The 21000-nt window shown below is 64.6% G+C and carries 22 protein-coding genes and 1 pseudogene; 15 read left to right on the top strand and 8 right to left on the bottom strand.

What is annotated here, in order from left to right; genetic code table 11:
- Nucleotides 1–47 precede the first annotated feature (47 nt).
- Nucleotides 48–530, top strand: coding sequence for a single-stranded DNA-binding protein (gene ssb / locus GPA21_RS09830; RefSeq protein ID WP_168988026.1), 483 nt, complete (start codon nucleotides 48–50; stop codon nucleotides 528–530).
- Nucleotides 531–544: 14 nt separating this feature from the next.
- On the opposite strand, the gene GPA21_RS09825 is transcribed toward ssb, so the two are convergent.
- The gene (locus GPA21_RS09825; protein ID WP_168988025.1) at nucleotides 545–1690 is read right to left on the bottom strand and encodes a MalY/PatB family protein; all 1146 of its coding nucleotides are present in this window, start codon (nucleotides 1688–1690) and stop codon (nucleotides 545–547) included.
- Nucleotides 1691–1781: 91 nt separating this feature from the next.
- Between GPA21_RS09825 and GPA21_RS09820 the strand changes: the two genes are divergently transcribed.
- A complete protein-coding gene (locus GPA21_RS09820; protein WP_168988024.1) occupies nucleotides 1782–2744 on the top strand; it encodes an MBL fold metallo-hydrolase in 963 nt (320 codons plus the stop codon).
- Nucleotides 2745–2757: 13 nt separating this feature from the next.
- Here the strand turns inward: GPA21_RS09820 and GPA21_RS09815 are convergent, their stop codons facing one another.
- A complete protein-coding gene (locus GPA21_RS09815; RefSeq protein WP_168988023.1) occupies nucleotides 2758–3318 on the bottom strand; it encodes a tetratricopeptide repeat protein in 561 nt (186 codons plus the stop codon).
- A 111-nt stretch (nucleotides 3319–3429) separates the two neighbouring features.
- Here GPA21_RS09815 and GPA21_RS09810 point away from each other — a divergent pair, with 111 nt between their 5' ends.
- The 5 genes from GPA21_RS09810 to GPA21_RS09790 all read left to right on the top strand — a co-directional run bounded on the left by GPA21_RS09810 (nucleotide 3430) and on the right by GPA21_RS09790 (nucleotide 9224).
- Entirely contained in the window at nucleotides 3430–4230 is an 801-nt protein-coding gene (locus tag GPA21_RS09810; protein WP_168988032.1) for a tRNA threonylcarbamoyladenosine dehydratase, read from the top strand.
- Between the two features lie 17 nt (nucleotides 4231–4247).
- Complete coding sequence (locus GPA21_RS09805) at nucleotides 4248–4628, top strand: sirohydrochlorin chelatase (protein WP_168988022.1); 381 nt, start codon at nucleotides 4248–4250, stop codon at nucleotides 4626–4628.
- Nucleotides 4629–4694: 66 nt separating this feature from the next.
- Complete coding sequence (locus GPA21_RS09800) at nucleotides 4695–5732, top strand: efflux RND transporter periplasmic adaptor subunit (RefSeq protein ID WP_246261876.1); 1038 nt, start codon at nucleotides 4695–4697, stop codon at nucleotides 5730–5732.
- Between the two features lie 10 nt (nucleotides 5733–5742).
- Nucleotides 5743–9009: an efflux RND transporter permease subunit gene (locus GPA21_RS09795; RefSeq protein ID WP_168988020.1), complete on the top strand. Its 3267-nt coding sequence runs from the start codon at nucleotides 5743–5745 to the stop codon at nucleotides 9007–9009.
- On the top strand, nucleotides 9006–9224 hold the full coding sequence (locus tag GPA21_RS09790; RefSeq protein WP_211163523.1) for a YgaP family membrane protein: 219 nt from the start codon (nucleotides 9006–9008) through the stop codon (nucleotides 9222–9224). Before GPA21_RS09795 ends, GPA21_RS09790 begins: the two co-directional genes overlap by 4 nt.
- A 65-nt stretch (nucleotides 9225–9289) precedes the next feature.
- Here GPA21_RS09790 and GPA21_RS09785 read toward each other — a convergent pair whose 3' ends face one another.
- Both GPA21_RS09785 and ybiB read right to left on the bottom strand, forming a co-directional pair.
- Nucleotides 9290–9793, bottom strand: a complete 504-nt coding sequence (locus GPA21_RS09785; RefSeq protein WP_168988019.1) for a disulfide bond formation protein B — start codon at nucleotides 9791–9793, stop codon at nucleotides 9290–9292.
- A gap of 108 nt (nucleotides 9794–9901) precedes the next feature.
- Complete coding sequence (gene ybiB, locus GPA21_RS09780) at nucleotides 9902–10819, bottom strand: DNA-binding protein YbiB (protein ID WP_168988018.1); 918 nt, start codon at nucleotides 10817–10819, stop codon at nucleotides 9902–9904.
- A 177-nt stretch (nucleotides 10820–10996) separates the two neighbouring features.
- On the opposite strand from ybiB, the gene GPA21_RS09775 reads away from it, so the two are divergent.
- Nucleotides 10997–11875, top strand: a complete 879-nt coding sequence (locus GPA21_RS09775) for a 2-hydroxy-3-oxopropionate reductase (RefSeq protein WP_168988017.1) — start codon at nucleotides 10997–10999, stop codon at nucleotides 11873–11875.
- A gap of 3 nt (nucleotides 11876–11878) precedes the next feature.
- Complete coding sequence (locus tag GPA21_RS09770; RefSeq protein WP_168988016.1) at nucleotides 11879–12769, top strand: NAD(P)-dependent oxidoreductase; 891 nt, start codon at nucleotides 11879–11881, stop codon at nucleotides 12767–12769.
- On the opposite strand, the gene GPA21_RS09765 is transcribed toward GPA21_RS09770, so the two are convergent.
- Nucleotides 12720–13376: a class II aldolase/adducin family protein gene (locus GPA21_RS09765; protein WP_168988015.1), complete on the bottom strand. Its 657-nt coding sequence runs from the start codon at nucleotides 13374–13376 to the stop codon at nucleotides 12720–12722. The two genes, GPA21_RS09770 and GPA21_RS09765, sit on opposite strands and share 50 nt — an antisense overlap.
- Nucleotides 13373–14452, bottom strand: coding sequence for an S-methyl-5-thioribose-1-phosphate isomerase (mtnA, locus tag GPA21_RS09760; RefSeq protein WP_422614201.1), 1080 nt, complete (start codon nucleotides 14450–14452; stop codon nucleotides 13373–13375). Before mtnA ends, GPA21_RS09765 begins: the two co-directional genes overlap by 4 nt.
- Before the next feature lie 57 nt (nucleotides 14453–14509).
- On the opposite strand from mtnA, the gene GPA21_RS09755 reads away from it, so the two are divergent.
- The 5 genes from GPA21_RS09755 (at nucleotide 14510) to GPA21_RS09735 (ending at nucleotide 19476) form a co-directional block, all read left to right on the top strand.
- Entirely contained in the window at nucleotides 14510–15667 is a 1158-nt protein-coding gene (locus tag GPA21_RS09755; protein WP_168988013.1) for a pyridoxal phosphate-dependent aminotransferase, read from the top strand.
- A gap of 258 nt (nucleotides 15668–15925) precedes the next feature.
- Nucleotides 15926–16192: a PP0621 family protein gene (locus GPA21_RS09750; RefSeq protein WP_168988012.1), complete on the top strand. Its 267-nt coding sequence runs from the start codon at nucleotides 15926–15928 to the stop codon at nucleotides 16190–16192.
- Between the two features lie 10 nt (nucleotides 16193–16202).
- Nucleotides 16203–17753 carry a sensor histidine kinase gene (locus GPA21_RS09745; RefSeq protein WP_168988011.1) on the top strand — a complete coding sequence of 517 codons (1551 nt, stop codon included), beginning with the start codon at nucleotides 16203–16205 and terminating at the stop codon, nucleotides 17751–17753.
- Nucleotides 17750–19144, top strand: a complete 1395-nt coding sequence (locus tag GPA21_RS09740) for a sigma-54-dependent transcriptional regulator (protein WP_168988010.1) — start codon at nucleotides 17750–17752, stop codon at nucleotides 19142–19144. The genes GPA21_RS09745 and GPA21_RS09740 overlap by 4 nt, the downstream gene beginning before the upstream one ends.
- 110 nt (nucleotides 19145–19254) lie before the next feature.
- The gene (locus GPA21_RS09735; protein ID WP_168988009.1) at nucleotides 19255–19476 is read left to right on the top strand and encodes an HP1242/YdcH family protein; all 222 of its coding nucleotides are present in this window, start codon (nucleotides 19255–19257) and stop codon (nucleotides 19474–19476) included.
- An 82-nt stretch (nucleotides 19477–19558) separates the two neighbouring features.
- Here GPA21_RS09735 and GPA21_RS09730 read toward each other — a convergent pair whose 3' ends face one another.
- Entirely contained in the window at nucleotides 19559–19984 is a 426-nt protein-coding gene (locus tag GPA21_RS09730; protein ID WP_168988008.1) for a putative toxin-antitoxin system toxin component, PIN family, read from the bottom strand.
- Complete coding sequence (locus tag GPA21_RS09725) at nucleotides 19977–20225, bottom strand: type II toxin-antitoxin system Phd/YefM family antitoxin (protein WP_168988007.1); 249 nt, start codon at nucleotides 20223–20225, stop codon at nucleotides 19977–19979. Before GPA21_RS09725 ends, GPA21_RS09730 begins: the two co-directional genes overlap by 8 nt.
- 436 nt (nucleotides 20226–20661) lie before the next feature.
- On the opposite strand from GPA21_RS09725, the pseudogene GPA21_RS21160 reads away from it, so the two are divergent.
- A pseudogene (locus GPA21_RS21160) lies at nucleotides 20662–20841 on the top strand (pilin); the annotation flags it as partial.
- Nucleotides 20842–21000 lie beyond the last annotated feature (159 nt).

Raw genomic sequence — 21000 nt, 5'->3', positions numbered from 1 at the left:
GGCGCCCCGGGAGCCGGGCGCCACATGCACACACACAGGAGCTACGGATGGCATCCGTCAATAAGGTGATTCTGATCGGCAACCTCGGTGCCGACCCCGAAACCCGCTACGCCCCGTCCGGCGACGCGATCTGCAACCTGCGTATCGCGACCACTGAGGTGTGGAAGGACAAGAGCAGCGGCGAGCGTCGCGAAGCGACTGAATGGCACAGGGTCGTGTTCTTCGGTCGCACCGCAGAGGTCGCCGCCCAATATCTCCGTAAGGGCAGCCAGATCTATGTCGAGGGCCGGTTGCAGACGCGCAAGTGGCAGGATAAGGACGGTCAGGAACGCTACACCACCGAGATTCGTGGTGACGAAATGAAGATGCTTGGCGGCCGCCAGGGCATGGGCGGCGACGCACCGATGGGGCGGCAGGACGAGCCGCCGGCACGCCAGCAGCGCAGCGCGCCCCAACAGTCCGAGTCCAGCAATCGAGCGCCGGCCCAGAGCGGCGGCTTCGGTGACTTCGACGACGATATTCCTTTCTAATTCGGCTCCGGTCGTCAGTCCGCCAACGCCCTGAGCATGCGTTCAAGGGCGTCGTCCAGGGTGCTGCGAGGACATCCGAAGTTCAGCCGCACGAAGCCCGGCATGCCGAAGGGTTTGCCATCCGAAAGCCCGACACCGGCGTGTTCGAAAAAGTCGACCGGGTCGTCGGTCGCCATCTCACGGCAGTCCAGCCACGCGAGATAGGTCGACTCCGGGCGCCAGGTTTTCACCCCCGGCATCTCCTCGACCGCTGCAAGTACTCGCTCGCGATTGCCCCGCAGGTAAACCAGCAATGCCTGGCGCCAGGGGTCGCCATGACGATAGGCGGCTTCGGCCGCGACCATGCCGAGCAGATTGGGCTGCGGAATCAGCCCACGCATTGCGCGCCGGTAGCGCCGACGCAGTTCTGCATTCGGTATGATCGCGAAGGCACAGTACAACGCCGGTATGTTCCAGGTCTTGGACGGTGCCATCAGGGTGATTGAGCGCGCCTCGATCGACGGACCCAACGAGGCGATCGGGACATGGCTACGCGCCTCATCCAGCACCAGGCCGCAGTGGATTTCATCCGAGCACACGATCAGGTCGTGGCGCTCGGCGAGTTGGGCGATCCAGGTGAGCTCCTCGCGGTCGAACACTCTTCCCGTGGGGTTGTGCGGATTGCACAGGAGCAGCACGCGCGTCCGCGGGCCGATTGCGGACTCGGTGGCCACGCGGTCCCATTGCCAGCGGCCTCCATCTTCCACCATCACGCTGGTCACAAGCTGGCGCCCGGTGTTCGCCGGCGCGGTCAGGAAGGGTGGATAGACCGGAGTGTGTGTGAGCACTTCGTCGCCATCGTCGGCACCGACCTGGCAGGCGAGGTTGAAACCGCTGACCACACCCGGCAACCAAACCAGCCAGTCGGGGTCGATAGTCCAGTCGTGATCGCGAGCGATACCATCGACGACGGCATCGACCAGACTCGGCCATGGGTCCGTATAGCCGAATATTCCGTGTGCAATGCGAGCCTGCAAGGCGGCGACAACCGGGTCAGGCGCGGCAAAGTCCATGTCCGCAACCCACAGCGGGAGTACGTCGCGCCCAGCGTAGCGGCTCCATTTTTCCCCGGGGAGGGAACGTCGGTCTATCGGGGTGTCGAAGTCAGGGTTTTCGTGCATTTGTTAACAGCCTGTTGTGCATTGCCCGTTTTGGTGTCACACAGCATATACAATATCTCCCCGTAACTCTCGGGGGAGGAGGATTCTGATCGTGCAGTATGTAACCGCACATCCCGATGGCATTCTTGCGGTGGACGCCGGCTATTGCCGAGACGGTCTGGCCGCGATCCATCTAGTGATCCATCATGGCCAGGCAGCAATCATCGACACCGGCACCAATGCCTCGGTGCCGCGTGTACTGGCGGCCCTCGCGGCAGCTGGCGTCGAGCCGGCAAACGTGGCCTGGGTAATGCTCACCCACATCCATCTCGATCACGCCGGTGGGGCGGGCAGCCTCATGTGTGCGCTGCCCAATGCCAAGCTCGTGGTCCATCCGCGCGGAGTTCGCCACATGGTCGATCCTACCCGACTGTGGGAAGCAACCAGTGCGGTCTACGGCGCGGAGCAGACATTTGCGATGTATGGCCGGCTCGCGCCGGTTGCAGAGGAGCGTATCGTACCGGCTACCGACGGCCTCGAACTTGAAATGGGGACGCGTCGCTTCACCATCATCGATACTCCCGGCCATGCGCGACACCATATCTGCATCTGGGATCACACTGCCTCGGCCTTCTTTACCGGGGACACCTTCGGCCTGTCCTATCGCGAGCTTGATGTCGATGGGCGCCCCTTCGTCTTTCCAAGCTGCACGCCGACACAGTTCGATCCCGATGCCTTGCATGCTTCCATCGATCGCATGATGTCCTTCGGCCCGCAGGCGATGTATCTCACCCACTACAGCCGGGTGACCGATGTCGAGCGTCTGGCGGGCGATTTGCATCGGCTGATTGATACGCAGGTGGCGGTAGCGCAGGCTGCACGCGGCGACGGTGTCGCGCGGCACGTGGAGATCCTCGCCGGACTCGAGCAGATTGTCCGCGAGGAAGCAGAGCGCCAAGGCTGGACCCTGGCGGAGGACGACTATATGGAAGTCCTGCGCCTGGACCTCGAGCTCAACGCCCAGGGTCTTGGCGTGTGGCTGGACGCGTGCAGGGAGCAGGCTCTGACCGTCTGAACCCCGGGAAAAGTCAGGGGCGGCTGTCGCCGACCCCTGCTTCGTAAAGCGCGGTGAGCCTGCGACGGGCCTCCGGGTGTCCCGCTCGTGCCGCTGCGTGCAGCCAGCGCAGTGCCTCATCCGCGTGGGCCTCGGCGCCACGCCCTGACAGTTGCATCGCGGCCAACCGATACTGAGCCGCTGGGTAGCCCTGTCGCGCCGCCTGCCGATACCACTCCATCGCGACGGAGTCGGACTGCCTCACGTACTCGCCGCGATCGTAGAGGCGCGCGAATTCGTACTGTGCCTGGGGCAGACCCGCATTCGAGGCTCGGCGCAGCCAGCGCCAGGCCGCTGCTGGTTGCTTTTCAACCGCGTTCCCGTACAGCAACATGACTCCGACGTGGTACTGCGCGAGGCGGTTGCCACTTCGCGCCGAGCGCTCGAACAGCGCGAAGGCCTCTGCATGATTCCCCACCTGGTAGGCTCGGGTCGCGCGCTCGATCAGCATTGCCGGTGACTCGCCTGAGACGGCCGACGGCGAGACGCCCAGCAATGTGATGATGATTGCGCAAGTGGTGAGCTTGAATGCCATGAATGTCTCCCGCGATCCCGGGTCGCTGCGTCCCGGAACCTTTGAGCGATATCACGTGCCTGAGTTCGGCCATGCGCTAACATGGAGCGCCAATCCTCTGCGTTTCAGCTTATGTGTCATCTGATCACCTCCGCCCCTGACGATGTTGTCGATCGGGAACGCCGTTTCGGTGGAATTGCGCGCCTTTACGGTCCCGGTGCGCTCGAGCGCCTCGAACGAGCGAGCGTTTGCGTGGTCGGCGTAGGGGGTGTCGGTTCTCCGGCGGTCGAGGCGTTCGCGCGCAGTGGCGTGGGGTCGATCACGCTCATCGATCTCGATCATGTTGCCGAGTCGAATATCAACCGACAAATCCATGCACTGGAAACCACGCTTGGTCAATCCAAGGTCGAGGCGATGGCCGAACGCATTCTCTCGATCAATCCCGCGGCCAGGGTGCGGTGCATAGATGACTTCCTGACACCGGAAAACGCGGCGACGTATCTGCATGGGTTCGATGCCGTGGTCGACGCCATCGACAATGTTCGAGCGAAGGTGGCGATGGCTCTGACCTGCCGAGATACCCGCATGCACCTTGTGATGGCCGGCGGTGCCGGCGGCAAGACCGACCCCGCAAGGGTGCGCGTGGATGATCTTTCGCGCACGCAGCAGGATCCGCTGCTCGCCAAGGTCAGGCGCCAGTTGCGCGCTCAGCACGGCTATTCGCGCGATCCGCGACGCCGTTTTGGTATCGAGGCGGTCTATTCCGAAGAGCCCCCGCGCCAGCCGGCCACGGCGGGTGAGGGTGCCGCTTGCGCACCCCAGGGGCTGGCCTGTGCCGGCTATGGTTCGAGCATGGTGGTGACCGCGACGGTCGGCCTGATTGCCGCCTCGCGGGTGCTCGAAGGCTTGCTGATGGCTGATGAAGCTTGCTGATAATGGAGATTGATGCGATGACGGTTAGAAGCGGAATTGTGCTGTTCGGTCATGGCGCGCGAGCGCCCGAGTGGGCGGCACCTATGGAGCGCGCAAGAGATCGCCTCAGATCTCAAGCTGCGGCGGACGAAGTCGAACTCGCCTTTCTCGAATTCATGGCGCCGACCTTGCCGGAGGCCCTGGACGAGTTGGCGCAGCGTGGCATCGCGCGTATCGAAGTCATTCCGATGTTTCTTGCCCAGGGCGGACACCTCAAGCGCGACCTGCCCGCTTTGCTCGACGAAGCCCGCGCGCGGCACCCGCAACTCGACATCCGTCTCGCGCCAGCGGTCGGTGAGGCTGAGTCGGTAATCGCCGCGATGGCGGATTACGCGGCAGAAAGGGCGCGGATGCGCTGAACGCCCGGGCCGAGGATCACGCACGGAGCATTGACCAGAACTGTATATCAGAGTATGCTGATATACATGAAGCTCAGACACTTACTCTCCCTCTCGCCGCTGGTCGCGACCCTTGCGTTTGCGACGCAGTCGTTCGCCGACATCCCCACGACCGTCGTGGATGCGCGGCCCACGCCGCTGATTCACGTGGCCGAGGCCACGATTGAATCGATCAATCAGGTCACGATCGCGGCGCAGGTGCCGGGCCGCATCCTCGAACTGCATGTCGACGCAGGTGCGAGCGTTGCCTCCGGTGATCTCCTGGTGCGGATCGACTCGGCCGCCGCCGGCCAGGCGGTAGCTGGCGCCGAAGCCGGGGTCGCACAGGCCGAGGCCAACCTTGCCAATGCGCGTGCCGAATACGAGCGGGTACGCAGTCTTCTTGAGCGCAACTTCGTCAGCCAGTCGGCCGTGGATTCCGCCTTGCTCGCGCGACAGGCGGCCGAGGCGCAGCTTCGGGCTGCGCGGGCGAGCCGGGGGCAGGTCGCGACCGAGTTCGGTTACACCAGCATCTCTTCGCCTCTGGCGGGTGTGGTGTCTCAGCGCCACGTCGAGGTCGGCGAGATGGCGCAACCCGGCCTGCCACTGGTCACCGTGTTCGATCCGGCCGCGATGCGCGCAGTGGCCGACGTGCCCCAGTTCCGGTTCGCCGCACTGGGCAACGACGCGCCTCGCGCAACCGTAGAGCTGCCGGGCGCCGGCAGCTGGATCGAGGCTGCCCGCGTCACCGTGCTGCCAGCCGCGGACGCCCGCACCCACACGGTGCGTGTGCGGGTGGATCTGCCTACGGGCCTGACTGGCATCATGCCAGGTACTTTTGCGCGGGTGCATTTCGTCACCGGCGAGGTCACCCGCATCGTCGTGCCGGCGGCGTCGATCTTGCGCCGGAGCGAAATCACCGGGGTCTATGTCGCCGACGGGCGTGGCGGTTTCGCGCTCCGTCAGGTGCGTCTCGGTGAAATGCAGCCGGATGGCACCGTGGAGATTCTCGCCGGTCTGACCGGTGGCGAGACGATCGCGCTCGACCCGGTGCGCGCCGGCATCGCCGCGCGCAGCGTGCGCTGAGGGCAGGGCGATGGCGCAGACCATGGGCGTTTCCGGACGCATTGCCGCAGCCTTCCAGCGAAACGCGCTGACACCGCTGATCGCGCTGGTGCTTTTGCTGCTTGGCGTGTTCGCGACGCTGATCACTCCCAAGGAGGAAGAACCCCAGATCGACGTCACCATGGCGAACGTGCTGGTGCCGTTCCCGGGTGCTTCGGCACGCGACGTCGAGGCACTGGTGGCGCGCCCCGGCGAGCAGGTGCTCTCGCGCATCGCCGGCGTCGAGCATGTGTACTCGGTATCGCGACCGGGTATGGCGGTCATCACGGTGCAGTTCGAGGTCGGTATTCCCAACCAGGATGCGCTGGTCAAGCTCTACGACACAGTGATGTCGCACGCCGACTGGCTGAGCCCGCACATCGGCGTCGGCCAGCCGCTGATCAAGCCCAAGGGCATCGACGATGTGCCCATCGTCAGCCTCACCTTCTGGACCGACGACCCGGAGCGGGCGTCGTTCGAACTGCAGCAGGTCTCGCGCGCGGTCGAAGTGGAGCTCAAGCGCATTCCCGGCACGCGGGACGTCGAAACCCTTGGCGGGCCCGGCCATGTAGTGCGGGTGTTGCTGGATAACGAGCGGCTCAACGCACGCGGCCTGACCGCACAGGACATCCGCGCCGCGCTCGAACTGTCGAACGCGTCGCAGCCGGCCGGCACGCTGACCGCAGGCAATCGCGAGGTGCTGGTGCAGACCGGCACCTATCTCGAATCAGCCGAAGACGTGCGCCGGCTGGTCGTCGGGGTGGACAACGGTCGACCGGTGTTCATGCGCGATGTTGCGGTCGTAGAGGACGGCCCCGACCAACCCGGGCGTTCGGTGTGGTTCGGCACCGGCCCAGCCGCGGCGCAGGCCGGCATTCCGGTGCAGGGCGAATTTCCGGCGGTGACGCTGGCGGTGTCGAAAAAGCCGGGTTCGAATGCAGCCGACGTGTCGGACGCCGTGGTGGCGCGGGCCGATGCGCTCAAGGGCGCGATCATTCCCGAGGGCGTGTATTTCACCGTGACCCGCGACTATGGCGCGACCGCCACCGACAAGGCGAACACCCTGATCGGCAAGCTCGCGTTCGCGACCGGCGCGGTGGTGCTGCTGGTGCTGTTCGCGCTCGGCAGGCGCGAGGCGGTCATCGTCGGCGTCGCGGTCACGCTCACCCTGGCCGCGACCCTGTTCGCCTCATGGGCCTGGGGTTTCACCCTGAACCGGGTCAGCCTGTTCGCACTGATCTTCTCCATCGGTATCCTGGTTGACGACGCCATCGTAGTGGTCGAGAACATCCACCGTTGGAAGACGCTGGAGCCCGACACGCCGCTGTGGAAGCTCATCCCGAAGGCGGTGGACGAGGTCGGCTCGCCGACGATTCTCGCCACCTTCACGGTCATCGCGGCGCTGTTGCCGATGGCCTTCGTGACCGGCCTGATGGGGCCGTACATGAGCCCGATCCCGATCAACGCCTCGATGGGCATGTTCCTGTCGCTGGCGATTGCCTTCGTGGTCACGCCCTGGCTGGCGCTGAAGCTGCTCGGCGGCAAGAGCCATGGTGCGCATGGTGAAGGCGAGGCCCATCAGGAGGACAAGCTCACCCGCCGGCTCGACGGCATCTTCCGCCGCATCATGAGCCCGATGATCGACCCGGTGCGCGGGGCGCGTTCGCGTCTCGTACTGTGGCTCGGCGTGTTCGCGCTGATCGCCGCGTCGGTGGCCTTGCCGGTGATGCAGGCGGTGGTGCTCAAGATGCTGCCGTTCGACAACAAGAGCGAGTTCCAGGTGGTGCTCGACATGCCGGTCGGCACACCGGTCGAGGAGACCGCGCGGGTGTTGCGTGAGATCGGCGGTTATCTCTCCACCGTCGATGAGGTCACCGACTGGCAGGCCTACGCCGGCACCGCCAGTCCGATCAACTTCAACGGTCTGGTGCGCCAGTACTACCTGCGTGCGGCGCCTGAGATGGGTGACATCCAGGTCAATCTGGCCGACAAGTCGCTTCGAAAGCGCAAGAGCCACGAGGTCGCTGTGTCGGTGCGGGATCGTGTCATGGAGATCGCGCGCGAGAGCGGCGGCAACGCCAAGGTGGTCGAAGTGCCCCCGGGGCCGCCGGTGCTGTCACCAATCGTCGCCGAGATATACGGACCGGACTACGCGGGGCAGATCGAGGTCGCGCGCCGCGTGCGCGCCGCCTTCGAAGCGACGCCCGACATTGTCGGCATCGACGACACCATCGACGAAGTTGCACCCAAGTTCGTGCTGCGCGTGGATCAGGCAAAGGCTGCCCGCCTCGGTGTGGCGCAGGCCGATGTCGTTGAGGTGGTACGCCTGGGTCTGTCCGGCGAGGACGTGACGCCGATCTTCGGTGGCGACAACAAGTACGAAATCCCGGTGCGCATCCAGTTGCCGCCGGAGCGTCAGTCGCGGGTGGACAATCTGCTGGCGATGAAGGTGCGCGCCCGAGACGGTACCCTGGTGTCGGTTTCGGAGCTCGTAGAAGTGCGAGAAACCGTGCGCGAACAGGTGATCTACCGCAAGGATTTGTTGCCGGTGGTGTATGTCACCGCCGACATGGGCGGTCGGCTGGATTCGCCGCTTTACGGCATGTTCGACATTCGCTCGCGGATCAAGGACATCACGCTGGACGGGCCCGGCCTGGAGGGCACGCTGCGCGAGTGGTTCATCAGCCAGCCGGACGACCCCTTCGACGGCTATCACCTCAAGTGGGACGGCGAGTGGACAGTCACTTACGAGACCTTCCGTGACATGGGCGCCGCCTATGCGGTGGGGCTCATCCTGATCTACCTGTTGGTGGTGGCGCAGTTCAGGAGCTATCTGGTGCCGCTCATCATCATGGCGCCGATTCCGCTCACCATCATCGGCGTGATGCCCGGGCATGCCGCCTTCGGTGCGCAATTCACCGCCACCTCGATGATCGGCATGATCGCGCTGGCCGGCATCATCGTGCGCAACTCGATTCTGCTGGTGGACTTCATCAACCAGCAGGTGCGCGAAGGCATCGAGTTCGGCGAGGCGGTGATCCGTTCGGCCGCGGTGCGGGCGAAGCCGATCGGTCTGACTGCGCTCGCGGCGATGATCGGCGCGATGTTCATCCTCGACGACCCGATCTTCAACGGCCTCGCGCTGAGTCTGATCTTCGGTGTGTTCGTCTCCACCGTGCTGACGCTGGTGGTGATTCCGGTGTTGTACTTCGTGGCGATGCGTAATCGCCTCGACCAGATCAAGGAGCAAACCGCATGAACCTGACCATCAACCAGTTCGTCCGCATCTTCGCGGGGGCCTTCGTGCTGATCTCGCTCGCCCTCGGCGTCGAGGCGTCGCCGCTGTTCGTCAGCAAGCACTTCCTCTGGCTCACCGCCTTTGTGGGGCTGAACCTCTTTCAGAGCGGCTTCACCCGGATCTGCCCGTTGGAGAACATCCTGCGAAAGTTCGGGGTCAAGGACGGATCGGGCTGAGGGATTCGCAGCCTCTGCCGGTGCGTTGAACACCCGCGAAACGCACCGTCACGCGGTCCAGGTGATCAGCCGCGCTTCCAGCCGCGCCAGATCATCCCCGCCGCAAAGATGCCGACGCAGATGAAGCACACGAGCGACCAGTTGGCGATCGACAGGCCGAGAAAGGTCCATGACAGTGAACCGCAGTCGCCGGTGCCGCGAAACATCATCGGCAGTGCGTCTGCCAAGCCATAGGTTTCGACCATGTAGGCCAGGCCCGGACCGCACATCGCGAGATCCGGCGGCTGGCGCTGGAGGATGGACTGCTGTGCTGCGACCGTTCCGCCTGCGATCGACAATACCAGCAGCAAGGCCGAGTAGATCGCCGAGCCGGTCCGCGCCGGGCCGTGCAGCCCGGCCACCAGGCCAACCAGCGCCACCGCGACGAAGGCATAGCGTTGCATGATGCACATCGGGCAGGGTTCGACGCCGACTACGTGCTGAAGATAAAGCCCGAACGCGAGCAGGCCGGTGCAGACCGCGAACAGGGCAAGGAAGAGGAGTCGCGGGGGAAGACTGAACGGGTTCATGCAGCGTCGATACTCGCTTCTGGATATTGTGTCAGTGACAGGGTAGACGAAGAGACACCGAGTCGGTTCTCGACTGCCCGGAATTGATTGGCCGCGGATCCGAGCCGGTTAGCGCAGCGCCAAGTCTGCCAGCGTATCGGCCTGTTTGCTCACTGGGTCAGGGACAGGAACGTCGCCACTGAGCATCGCACGGATCAGTGTGGCGTTTTCCACGACGCCGGGAGCATCCGGCAGGCCCTCGAGCGGGGGGGCGCCGCCTTCCTCCGCAGCCCATGCTTCGCTGGCAATGCCCTCGGCGAACACTTCCATGCGGGGGCGGCGTCGGGGATTGGCGAATGCTTCACCCTCGGTGCCTCTGAGCAGCATCGCGTGGCCGCCGTCGGCCAGCAGAAACCCGTGCATGCGCTCCAGGTATTCCGGGTGCGTCACCGCCACCACGCGTACGCTGCGCCCGCGGCACGGGTCGAGGAGCTTGGCCATGGTGTGCGCGCTGCCGCGCACGCCAAAGCGCAGTCGCAGTGATAGCAGGGTTTCGAGTCCGGGCAACAGTTTGTCCACGCCGATGCAGGCCAGTCGCGTCTGTCTCAGTTGTGCCGATGCGTCCGCGATGTCGGCTGCCGGGTGAATGCCGAGCGCGGCAAGCAGCTCGAATGGACTGGTGCGGCTTTCGAAGTCGTGCCGCCCTTGAATGAGGACGGGCACTCCCCGCTGTGCCAGCATCAGCGCCAGCAGCGGCATCAAGTTGGCCTGACGGCGCGCCCCGTTGTAGGTTGGCAGCACCACGCAGCGGGGGCCGTTGGGGACCGAGACCTGTACGCAGCGCGCATCGATCGCACGCTTGAAACCGATCAGCTCCGCAAGCGATTCGCTCTTGATCCGCAGGGCGATGATGATCGCGCCAAGCTCGAGGTCGGGGACCTTGCCGTCGAGTATGTCGCCAAAGAGCGATTCCGCCGCTTCGGCATCCAGCGAACGTGCGCCCTTGGCGCCGCGCCCGATTTCCTTGATCATGTGGCCGTAGTTCATAGGCGGATTATCTCGCGATTGGCGGGCCGTGTGGCATTGCTTATTTGCCACGCGATGACAGTACACGGGCAAAGGCTAGCGACGTTTACCTCTACCTTCAAGGGGAAAACAGCCTGGCCGTATTGCGCTCCGCTCGACTTCGCCTTTTTGATATCGAACCCTCGGAGAGAACAAGCTATGAAAATCGGATTCATCGGACTCGGCCTGATGGGCCGCCCCATGGCGCTCAACCTCATGAAGGCCGGACACGAGATGCGTGTCTGGAGCCGCCGACGCGAATCCATGCAACCCCTGCTCGATGCCGGTGCCGGCGATGCGAGCGGACCCGCCGAGCTCGCGGGCTGGGCCGAGGTGGTCATCAGCATGGTCGCCGACGTGCCGGACGTGGAGCAGGTCGCGCTGGGTGCTGACGGGGTGGCCGAGGGCGCGCGGCAGGGGTTGATCTTTGTCGACATGAGCACCATCGCGCCGGCCGCGGCACGCGACATCGCCGACCGGCTGGCCGACAAGGGCGTGACCATGCTCGACGCGCCGGTGTCCGGCGGCGAGGTCGGCGCGATCAACGCGGCGCTGACGATCATGGTCGGCGGTGATGCGGCGGCTTTTGACAAGGTCCGCCCGGCCTTCGAGGCGATGGGCAAGACGGTGTCGCTGATCGGCGAGTCCGGCGCGGGACAGGTTGCCAAGGCCTGCAACCAGATTCTCACCGGCGTCGGCGTCGCGGCGGTGGCCGAGGCGCTCAATTTCGCCACCCGAAGCGGGGTGGATGCCGCCCGGGTGCGCGAGGCCTTGCTGGGTGGTTTCGCCTATTCCCGCGTACTCGAGAACCACGGCCAGCGCATGCTCGACCGCAACTTCAAACCCGGCTTCAAGGCCTGGATGCACCAGAAGGACATGCGCATCGTCATGGAAGAAGCGCACCGCCTCGGCCTGGCCCTTCCGTCGGCGGCTGCTACCGCGCAGATGTTCAACGCCATGGTCGGCAGTGGCCTCGGGGAGGATGACTCCATCGCCATGCTCAAGCTGCTCGAGCGCATGAGCGGCGGGGAGGGCTGAGGCATGAGGGTTGGCTTCATCGGCCTTGGTGTCATGGGGCGCCCGATGGCGGCGCGTTTGCTGCAGGCTGGTTTCGAGCTTGGTATATGGGCGCGGCGGCCGGAAGCGGCGATCGAACTCGTGGCGCAGGGGGCGACGCTCTACAGCAGCCCGGCCGAGCTCGCGGCGGCCTGCGATGTGGTCGTAACCATCGTCACCTATGGCGCCGACGTCGAGCAACTCGCCTTCGGGCCCGACGGACTTGCGACCGGTTTCCGGGCAGATTCGGTTCATGTCGATATGAGTACCATCTCGCCCGACATCGCGCGCAGTCTGGCGAAACGCTATACCGCGCAAGGGGTGGCCTGGGTGGATGCGCCGGTGTCGGGCGGTGGCGTGGCGGCCGAGGCGGGCTCGCTGGCCATCATGGCCGGCGCCGAGGTCGCGACGCTGGAGCGGGTGAGACCAGTGCTCGAGTGTTTCGGCAACCGCATCGTGCACGTCGGCGAGCCGGGTGCCGGGCAGGTTGCCAAGGCCTGCAACCAGATGCTGATGGTTTCCATCATCCAGGCCTGTGCCGAGGCCATGCATCTGGCCCGCGCCAACGGCGTGGATCTCTCCGCGGTACGCGGCGCGCTGATGGGTGGCTCGGCCGCGTCACGGGTGCTGGAGGTATTCGGCGGCCGCATGGTCGAGCGTGACTTCGCCGCCGGCGTGCAGACAAGGCTGCACCACAAGGACTTTGGCATCCTGATGCGCGATGCCGTCCGGCTCGGCACCCCGCTGCCGGTCGCCGGTCAGGTCTGGCAGCAACTCAACGCGCTGATGGCGCAGGGCTGGGGCGGTGACGACACCTCGAGCCTGGTCAAGGTGTTGGAGGCGGCGAGTTCGCCACCGGCCTCCCGTACCAGCTGAAGCGCTCGATCACTTCGGCCATTTCCGCGTCCGACAGCAGCACTGGCGTGCCCAGTTGCAGGGTGCGCCAGTATTGCTCGCACAGCGCCTCGAACTCGATCGCCAGCGATAGTGCGTGGTCGAGGTTGCGGCCGAAGACTGCCATGCCGTGGTTGGCGATCAGGCACGCGTTTCGGCTTTCGAGCGCGCTCAAGATGAGGTCCGACAAGGCCTGGGTGCCGAAGGTGGCATAGCCTGCACAGCGTACGTCCTTGCCGCCGAAGCGCGCGACCATGTAGTGAAACGGCGGAATGCCGACTCGCTGGCAGGCGAGCGCGGTGGCGAAGGGCGCGTGGGTATGAACGATGGCGCCGGCCTCGGGGCGGCTGCGATAGATGTCGCGATGCATGCGCCATTCGCTGGATGGCGCATGTTCGCCCAGCGCGGTGCCGTCGTCAGCCACCTCGACCATGTTCGCCGGCGTGCAGGTCGCAGACGGCATGCCGCTGGGCGTGATGAGCATGCCGTTATCGGTCCGTACGCTGACGTTGCCCGCGGTGCCGGTGTTGAGCCGGGCGGCGTCCAGCGCGCGCGCCACCTCAAGAAGTTTTTTTCGCAGCTTGCTCATGCGCTGCGGGGTTTCCATCCGATGAGTCGCCCGGGTGCGCACACGCCGAGCTCGGTGATGATGCCGGTGATCAAACGCGCCGGCGTCACGTCGAAAGCCGGATTCACCGCAGCGACCCCATCCGGCGCGAGTCGAATCGTTCCGGGCTGGCCGGTGGCATCCAGCCCGCTCACGCTCAGCACCTCGGCCGGGCCACGGTCTTCAATCGGAATCGCCTCGCCGCCGGGGCAGTCGAAATCCACGGTGGACATCGGCGCCGCGATGTAGAACGGCACCTGATTATCGTTCGCTGCGAGCGCCTTCAGATAGGTGCCGACCTTGTTCGCGCTGTCGCCGTTGGCGGCGACCCGATCTGCCCCGGTAATCACGATGTCCACCTCGCCGCGCGCGACGAGGATTCCCGCTGCGTTGTCGGTGAGATAGGTGTGCGGCACACCGGCCTCGCGCAGTTCCCACTCGGTAAGCAGGCCCTGGTTGCGCGGCCGGGTTTCGCTCACCCACACATGCACCGGCACGCCGGCGGCATGGGCCTGATACACCGGCGCGAGCGCGGTGCCGGCGCCGAGCGTGGCCACCCAGCCTGCGTTGCAATGAGTCATCACCCGCACCGGCTTGCCGCCGCGTCGGGTCGCGATCTCGTGCAACAGCGCGAGGCCGTGGTCGCCTATGGCGGCGCAGGTTCGCGCGTCATCTCGGCAAATCGCTTCTGCTTCAAGCCATGCGGCTTGGTGTCGAGCTTCGGCGGGCAGGGCTTGCAGGCAGGTGCGCATGCGAGCGAGTGCCCAGTGCAGATTCACCGCGGTTGGGCGGGTCTTGCCGAGCACCTCGAGTGCTTCAGCGAGTCGGGCATCGCCCGCGTCGGTACGCAAGGCGATCGCCACGCCAAATGCCGCCGTCGCGCCGATCAGGGGCGCGCCGCGCACCTGCATGTCACGTATCGCCGCGGCCACTGCCTCCAGCGTTTCGAGCCGGCAGGTCGCCACGCGGTGGGGTAACAGGGTCTGGTCGAGGATCACGGCGGCATTGCCGTCGCGCTGGAGTGTGGGGATGGGCTGGACGAAGTTCATGGCGCGCATTCTCCCGCGCGCCCGCGTCTGACACAATACGGCCCAGCTTTCCCGTTAGGATGTCCGATGCCGATTTACCCCGCCCCGATCCGGTCCCGCCTGCCCAACGTCGGTACCACCATCTTCACCGTAATGTCGCGCATGGCGCAGGAATGCGGTGCGATCAACCTGTCGCAGGGCTTCCCGGACTTCAACGCCGAGGACGTACTGTTCGAGCGGGTCGCTCACTGGATGCGCGCCGGCCACAACCAGTATGCGCAGATGGCCGGTATGCCCGCACTGCGCGAAGCCATCGCCGAAAAGGTCGAGGCGTTGTATGGCGCAGCCTACGACGTCGAGCGCGAAATCACGGTCACCGCCGGGGCCACGCAGGCCTTGTTCACCGCAGTGGCGGCGCTGGTGCATCCTGGCGACGAGGTCATCGTGTTCGAACCGGTGTACGACTCCTATGCTCCTGCCATCGAGCTTCAGGGCGGCAAGGTGGTGCGTCTGCGACTGGCGGCACCAGACTACCGGCCCGACTGGACCGCGGTCGCGGCCGCGATCACGCCGCGCACCCGCATGATCATGATCAACTCCCCGCACAACCCCACTGCCACCGTGTGGAGTGCGGCGGACATGGCGCAGCTCGAGGCGCTCACCCGTGGCACTGGCATCGTCATCGTGTCCGACGAAGTCTATGAACACATCGTCTTTGACGGCGCGGGCCACGAGAGCTGTGCGCGTCACCCGGAGCTGGCCGCGCGCAGCCTCATCGTGTCGAGCTTCGGCAAAACCTATCACATCACCGGCTGGAAGGTCGGCTACGTCATCGGCCCTGCCGAGCTGATGGCCGAGTTCCGCAAGGTGCATCAGTTCAACGTGTTCACCGTGAACACACCGGTGCAACTCGCACTCGCCGACTACATGCAGGACGCCTCGCGCTACCTGCGGTTGGCGGCCTTCTACCAGGCCAAGCGGGATTTCTTTACCGCGGCCATGGCGGGCTCGCGCTTCGAACTGCTGCCGTCGCGCGGCACCTACTTCCAGCTCGCGCGCTACGGTGCGATCTCCGATATGGCCGATACCGATTTCGTCGAACATCTCACCCGCGAGGTCGGCGTCGCGGCGATTCCGGTATCCGCCTTTTTTGCCGACGGCCACGACGACGGCATCATCCGCTTCTGCTTCGCCAAGAACGAGGAGACGCTGGCTGCGGCGTGCGAGAAATTGGGCCGGATCTAGGTGTGTAGTTCATAGGGCAGTGCTATCCAGACTGCAGCGGCAATCGCGGCTTACGCCGCTCCCACGGGTGATGGACGCACACAGGGTGTGGCGGCGGCCACTGCCTGTGGGAGCGGCGTGAGCCGCAAATGTGGTGGACCCTCACTGCTCCACGTGCACCTTATTGCGCCCGCTTTCGCATCTCGAATCTCGCTGCCCCACAAGCCATCGCCCACTCTCTGCTAGACTCTTGGTCTGTCATCCCCCTGCAAACCCGACGTGCGCAATCTGCTGATCTTCATTCTCGTACTTATCGTCGTCTGGTGGGCGCGTCGCGCCATGCAGCGGTTTGCCGAGGAATCCCGCGCGCGGCGCGAGCAAAATGCGCAGCGCGCAGAGGCGGCGAAGCAGGTGCCCGAGCGGATGCTGTCTTGCGAGCATTGTGGCCTGCATGTGCCCGAGAGCGAAGGTGTGCGTGCCGATGGCCGCTTCTTCTGTAGCGACGCGCACCGCCGCCTCGGCGTTCGGGATGAGCACCGGGGCTGAGCGACCGCCCATGCAAGACGTCCTGCCTGTCGTCCCAAGGCTTGCCCCGCTCAAGTATTTCAATCTCTTCCGCCTGATCATTGCCGGGCTCTTCCTGGTAGTCGGTCGCGAGATGGGGCTGGGCAGCGAGGCACCGGCACTCTTCGTCGGCCTCTCCATCGCCTATGTCGGGGCAGCCCTTGCCCTGGGCTTTCCCGACGCCATTCTTCGTTTCGGCCTTGACCGCCTTATCACGCTGCAGTTTGTCATCGACATCGCGGCGCTCACTGCCCTCATGTGGATCAGCGGCGGCTTCAAGAGTGGCATGCCGGTGTTGATGATGGTGTATCTCGCCGGCGCGGGCTTGATCAGTGAGGGACGTACCGGACTCTTTCTTGCCGCACTCGCCACCCTCGGCGTGCTTGCCGAGAACCTTTGGCGTCATTACACGGGCGTCGACGCGGTCGAGTTCTTTCAGGTCGGCATGGCTTGTGCGGGCTTTTTCGCGATCGCCATTTCCTCGCGCTTGCTCGCGCGTCGAGCGCGCTTCAACGAGGCACTGGCGGCCGAGCGCGGCGCCCAGCTCGGCCGGCAGCAGGCGGTCAACGAACGCATCATCGAAGACATGCGCGACGGCGTCATCGTCATGGGCGAGGGCGGCACGGTTCGCCAGGCCAACCCTCGGGCCTCGGAACTGCTCGGCATGGCGCTGGATCCCGGCACCCGCCTGGTCGCGGTCGACGCCTGGTTTGCGGACTGCGCTCGCAACTTCAGCACCGACGGCTGCGTGCAGCGGCTCGGCCCGGCGGGCAAACTCCTGCGTTGTCGGGTGGCAAGTGCAAAAGCGGCAGGCAGCGGCGATACCCTCATCTATCTCACCGACTACGAAGAAATCCAGGAGCAGGTGCAACAGCTCAAACTCGCTGCCCTCGGCCGGCTCACCGCCAGCATGGCGCACGAAATCCGAAACCCGCTTTCGGCGGTCACCCAGGCTGCCGACCTCCTCGGAGAGGAAAAACGCGCCGACGTTCAGGCCCGACTCACCCGCATCATCAACGACAACGCGCGGCGCATCGAACGCATGGTGCGCGAGGTGCTCGCGCTTGGCCGGCGCGAGAACATTCTCGCCGAGGCCTTGCCGCTGGCTGAATTCGTCGCCGAGGTCGTCGCCGAGGTCGTCGACGAGTTCGCCTTGCGCGGCAACGAGGAGCGCGAGGTGTTCGCACGCGACATCGACATGCACGCCACCTTCGCCATCGACCGGGCTCACATGCATCAGATTCTGGGCAACCTGCTTGGCAATGCGCGCCGCTACGCCAGCGGCAAGCCCGGGTCGGTGCGCGTATACAGCTATGACCTCGGCGCAGGCCGCATCGCTTTGCACGTGATCGATGACGGCCCGGGCATTACTGAAGACCAGGTGACTCACATCTTCGAACCCTTCTTTACTACCGATGCCAAGGGCACCGGGCTTGGGCTATACATCGCGCGAGAGCTTGCCGAAGCCAACGGTGCCCGGCTCGAGTTCGCCGGAAACGAACCCGGCGCGCATTTCGTGCTCACCGGACGGAGTCAGCCATGAACGTTCCCGAAAGACGCAGCCGCAGCCGAACCCCCTCGGTCCTTGTGGTAGACGACGAAGACGACATCCGCGAGCTGCTCGAACTTTCCCTGCTTCGCATGGGGCTGGTGTGTGACACCGCAGCCAATGTTGCCGAAGCGCACGCATGCCTCGACCGTGGTGATTACCGGCTGTGTCTCACGGACATGCGCCTGCCGGACGGCGACGGCCTCGAACTGGTCGCCCATATTCAGGCCGAACATCCCGGTCTGCCGGTCGCAGTCATCTCGGCCTATGGCAGCATCGACACGGCGATCCGCGCGCTCAAGCTGGGCGCATTCGATTTCGTCACCAAGCCGGTCGAACTCCAGGCGCTGCGGGAGCTGGTAAAGAACGCGCTGCGGGTCGACGACGAAGGGGAAACGGCGGAGAAGCCCCCCGGCGAGCGCGACCTCATCGGCGCCTCTCCCGCGATGGGTCAGTTGCGTGGCCAGATCGAGAAGCTCGCCCGTAGCCAGGCGCCGGTGTTTATTCACGGCGAATCCGGTACCGGCAAGGAGGTCATCGCGCGCCTGATCCACAGCTCCGGCCCCCGTGCCGCCGGCCCCTTCGTGCCGGTGAACTGTGGCGCGATCAGCCCCGAGCTGATGGAGAGCGAGTTCTTCGGTCATGTGAAGGGCAGCTTCACCGGCGCCGCTTCAGACAAAGAGGGGCTGTTCCAGGCCGCGCACCGCGGCACCCTCTTTCTGGATGAGATCGCGGAGTTACCTCTGGCGATGCAGGTCAAGCTCTTGCGCGCCATCCAGGAGCGCGCAGTGCGCCCGGTTGGCGCTCATGCTGAGCAGAGTGTGGATGTGCGCATACTGTCCGCTTCGCATCGTGACCTCGCCGCCTTCGTCGCTGACGGCAAGTTCAGGCAGGATCTCTTCTTCCGCATCAACGTCATCACCCTTGAGGTGCCACCGCTGCGCGAGCGCAGTGAGGACATCCCCGCGCTCGTCACTCATCTGCTCGCACGATTCGCGCAGCGGGAGGGCGGCACGCCACGGAGTCTCTCGCCTGACGCCATCGACGCACTCCGTCGCCACCCCTTCCCGGGCAATGTGCGCGAGCTGGAAAACCTTCTTGAACGCGCCTGCGCACTATGCGACGGCGAGCAAATCACCGCCGCCGACCTCCATCTGCAGACCATGCCCCCGGCAAGCCAGCCCTCGGGCGTGGTGCAGCGGGACTGGGCCACCAACACACAAATCCCGCTGCACGCCAACAACGATGGCGACAACGATGAAGAGCGCAGCCGCGTCCTGGCGATGCTGGACGAAACCCGCTGGAACCGCTCCGAAGCCGCCCGCCGCCTCGGCATGACCCTGCGCCAGCTGCGTTACCGGCTGCAGAAGTGGGGGATGGAGTAGGAGGCAAGCGGGAGCCGCAGCTGGAAAGGCGCCAAAGGCGGGAGTAGAGTGACAACAAGCGGTGAACTTTCTCAAACCTTCCCGCAACCCTGAACCCAGGAGTTCTTCACATGTTCCCCGAATACCGCGACCTGATCACCCGCCTCAAACACAACGACCGCCACTTCACCCAGCTCTTCGAAAAGCACCACGAGCTCGACCACAAGATCCAGAACATCGAAGCCCACGTCGTGCCCGGCACCGACCTCGAAGTCGAGGTCATGAAAAAGGAAAAGCTGGCCATCAAGGACCAGATTTACGCCTACTTGAAGCGGGTCGAAAGCGAGAGCTGAGGTCTGCTCTGAAGTCCCGAAGAGCGTAGTCCTACCTGCAAAGCCCGCCTGACTACTCCTTGCGGGCTTTGCGCTGTGTGGATCACCCCATCTCTCGGTATCTATCCAGAAACAGCGCGGGTGTGACAATCGGAACGCCGTGGAAAGGATCGAGCGCCAGCAGGTCCGCATCGCCGGTGATGATTGCGTGTGCGCCCCCGGCAAGCGCCACATCGAGGAATTTGTCATCCCTCGGATCGCGGCAGGCCTGAAGCTTGTGCGTGATCGGGACGATGCGGGTGATACCACCCAGTAGCGCGATGAAGCGTTGGCGCTCGTTTGCTGATACATAGGGGTCGAATTTTGGCCGGCTCAGCACCGCGGCGACTTCTTCGAGTGTGGCCTCGGAGGCGAGCAGGATGCCGCCTTCCAGCGCACGATCCACCGCCTGTGCCGCGATGCCCCTGGGCGCCAGCAGGCGACTGATCAACACATTGGTGTCGATCACCCACAGGCGCTGGTCAATCATCGGCGAGCAGTTGCGCCAGTTTGTCTTCGGTGAGGCCCCGCGCCGCCGCCTCAGTGCCAACGGCATCGCAAAAACGCTGGAACTCCGACACATTGAGCCGCACCAGCCTTTCGTATTCCTGCATCGACATCACCACCGCCACGTCACGCTTCTGGCGACGAATGATCACCGGCTCGCGAGCTGCCGCTTCGATGACACTCGCGAAACCCTGCTTTGCCTCGCTTGCAGTGACTGTACGCATCGCGCTCTCCTGAGATTGTTTAATTTGAACTAATTGTACAAGAAAAAGTTCAGGCGAATGGCAAGGATGCCTCAGACAGGCTACCGGCTTTCGCGCGATGGGTCGTCAAGCGCTTGGGAGCTTGCCGAAGTCACCCCAGCGGGTGCCAGCCCGGGTTCACCGTCTGTGACATTGTCAAGTCCTGACAACGATTGCCGGCTGGAGTGTCAAGGGTGGACAGCAGAGTTTGACAATGTCACATCGTGTGTCGGTATTGGCGGTGACTCTGCAGCTGGGGGTGCGGACGAGTATTTCTTTAAATATATGAAGCAAAAGGGGAAAAAATTCAGTATCGGGATATGTGGAATATTCACGGTGGCTACTCCCGGTCTGGCACACGGGTTGCAACAGGGTAGGCAAGCGGGTCTACCGTGTTCTTCCATCAAGGAGAGTTGTCATGAAAAAGGTACAACAAGGTTTCACCCTGATCGAACTGATGATCGTTGTGGCGATTATCGGTATTTTGGCTGCGGTGGCGTTGCCGGCTTATCAGGATTACACGACCCGCGCCAAGGTGTCCGAGGTGATGTTGGCGGCATCCTCTGCTCGTACGTCAGTTGCAGAAGCGGCTCAGACACTGGGGGCGATGCCCGGTACAGCCAGTGTTAAGGGCGCCTCGAAAAACCTCGGCACCTCTGTGATTGGTAAAATTGGATTGTCCTGATTTCGTTCTCTGCCGCCAGCCATGAAGAAACGCACCGCCATCAAGACCGACCTGTTCGCCGACGAGCATCAC

This window comes from Azoarcus taiwanensis, from assembly GCF_012910885.1.
GTDB classification, from domain to species: domain Bacteria; phylum Pseudomonadota; class Gammaproteobacteria; order Burkholderiales; family Rhodocyclaceae; genus Azoarcus_F; species Azoarcus_F taiwanensis.
This window is presented reverse-complemented; position numbering and strand designations above follow the sequence as displayed.

What these genes read in the sequence shown, in the direction of transcription:
- ssb (WP_168988026.1), top strand. Translation starts at nt 48, where the DNA reads ATGGCATCCGTCAATAAGGTGATTCTGATCGGCAACCTCGGTGCCGAC.
- GPA21_RS09825 (WP_168988025.1), bottom strand. Translation starts at nt 1,690, where the DNA reads ATGCACGAAAACCCTGACTTCGACACCCCGATAGACCGACGTTCCCTC.
- GPA21_RS09815 (WP_168988023.1), bottom strand. Translation starts at nt 3,318, where the DNA reads ATGGCATTCAAGCTCACCACTTGCGCAATCATCATCACATTGCTGGGC.
- GPA21_RS09810 (WP_168988032.1), top strand. Translation starts at nt 3,430, where the DNA reads ATGTGTCATCTGATCACCTCCGCCCCTGACGATGTTGTCGATCGGGAA.
- GPA21_RS09805 (WP_168988022.1), top strand. Translation starts at nt 4,248, where the DNA reads ATGACGGTTAGAAGCGGAATTGTGCTGTTCGGTCATGGCGCGCGAGCG.
- GPA21_RS09800 (WP_246261876.1), top strand. Translation starts at nt 4,695, where the DNA reads ATGAAGCTCAGACACTTACTCTCCCTCTCGCCGCTGGTCGCGACCCTT.
- GPA21_RS09795 (WP_168988020.1), top strand. Translation starts at nt 5,743, where the DNA reads ATGGCGCAGACCATGGGCGTTTCCGGACGCATTGCCGCAGCCTTCCAG.
- GPA21_RS09790 (WP_211163523.1), top strand. Translation starts at nt 9,006, where the DNA reads ATGAACCTGACCATCAACCAGTTCGTCCGCATCTTCGCGGGGGCCTTC.
- GPA21_RS09785 (WP_168988019.1), bottom strand. Translation starts at nt 9,793, where the DNA reads ATGAACCCGTTCAGTCTTCCCCCGCGACTCCTCTTCCTTGCCCTGTTC.
- ybiB (WP_168988018.1), bottom strand. Translation starts at nt 10,819, where the DNA reads ATGAACTACGGCCACATGATCAAGGAAATCGGGCGCGGCGCCAAGGGC.
- GPA21_RS09775 (WP_168988017.1), top strand. Translation starts at nt 10,997, where the DNA reads ATGAAAATCGGATTCATCGGACTCGGCCTGATGGGCCGCCCCATGGCG.
- GPA21_RS09770 (WP_168988016.1), top strand. Translation starts at nt 11,879, where the DNA reads ATGAGGGTTGGCTTCATCGGCCTTGGTGTCATGGGGCGCCCGATGGCG.
- GPA21_RS09765 (WP_168988015.1), bottom strand. Translation starts at nt 13,376, where the DNA reads ATGAGCAAGCTGCGAAAAAAACTTCTTGAGGTGGCGCGCGCGCTGGAC.
- mtnA (WP_422614201.1), bottom strand. Translation starts at nt 14,452, where the DNA reads ATGCGCGCCATGAACTTCGTCCAGCCCATCCCCACACTCCAGCGCGAC.
- GPA21_RS09755 (WP_168988013.1), top strand. Translation starts at nt 14,510, where the DNA reads ATGCCGATTTACCCCGCCCCGATCCGGTCCCGCCTGCCCAACGTCGGT.
- GPA21_RS09745 (WP_168988011.1), top strand. Translation starts at nt 16,203, where the DNA reads ATGCAAGACGTCCTGCCTGTCGTCCCAAGGCTTGCCCCGCTCAAGTAT.
- GPA21_RS09740 (WP_168988010.1), top strand. Translation starts at nt 17,750, where the DNA reads ATGAACGTTCCCGAAAGACGCAGCCGCAGCCGAACCCCCTCGGTCCTT.
- GPA21_RS09735 (WP_168988009.1), top strand. Translation starts at nt 19,255, where the DNA reads ATGTTCCCCGAATACCGCGACCTGATCACCCGCCTCAAACACAACGAC.
- GPA21_RS09730 (WP_168988008.1), bottom strand. Translation starts at nt 19,984, where the DNA reads ATGATTGACCAGCGCCTGTGGGTGATCGACACCAATGTGTTGATCAGT.
- GPA21_RS09725 (WP_168988007.1), bottom strand. Translation starts at nt 20,225, where the DNA reads ATGCGTACAGTCACTGCAAGCGAGGCAAAGCAGGGTTTCGCGAGTGTC.